Origin of the sequence: Corallococcus sicarius (assembly GCF_003611735.1) — a bacterium.
In the GTDB taxonomy this organism is placed as follows: domain Bacteria; phylum Myxococcota; class Myxococcia; order Myxococcales; family Myxococcaceae; genus Corallococcus; species Corallococcus sicarius.
In genome coordinates, this window is record NZ_RAWG01000755.1 from 1 (window position 1) to 435 (window position 435).

At 58.6% G+C, this 435-nt stretch carries 1 protein-coding gene; it reads left to right on the forward strand.

What is annotated here, in order from left to right:
* On the forward strand, positions 1 to 435 hold a 435-nt coding region (locus D7X12_RS41995; RefSeq protein WP_158620229.1), incomplete at both ends, for a PTS transporter subunit EIIC.

Consider the following 435-nt stretch of genomic DNA (forward strand, 5'->3'; position numbering starts at 1 on the left):
GCCTATAACCGTTGGTCCGATATTAAACTGCCGGACTTCCTGAGCCTCTTCGGCGGCAAACGCTTTGTGCCGATCGCCACCGGCTTCTTCTGCCTGGTGCTGGCGGCCATTTTTGGTTACGTCTGGCCGCCGGTACAGCACGCTATCCATGCAGGCGGCGAGTGGATCGTTTCTGCGGGCGCGCTGGGTTCCGGTATCTTTGGTTTCATCAACCGTCTGCTGATCCCAACCGGTCTGCATCAGGTACTGAACACCATCGCCTGGTTCCAGATTGGTGAATTCACCAACGCGGCGGGTACGGTTTTCCACGGTGACATCAACCGCTTCTATGCCGGTGACGGCACCGCGGGGATGTTCATGTCCGGCTTCTTCCCGATCATGATGTTCGGTCTGCCGGGTGCGGCGCTGGCGATGTACTTTGCAGCACCGAAAGAG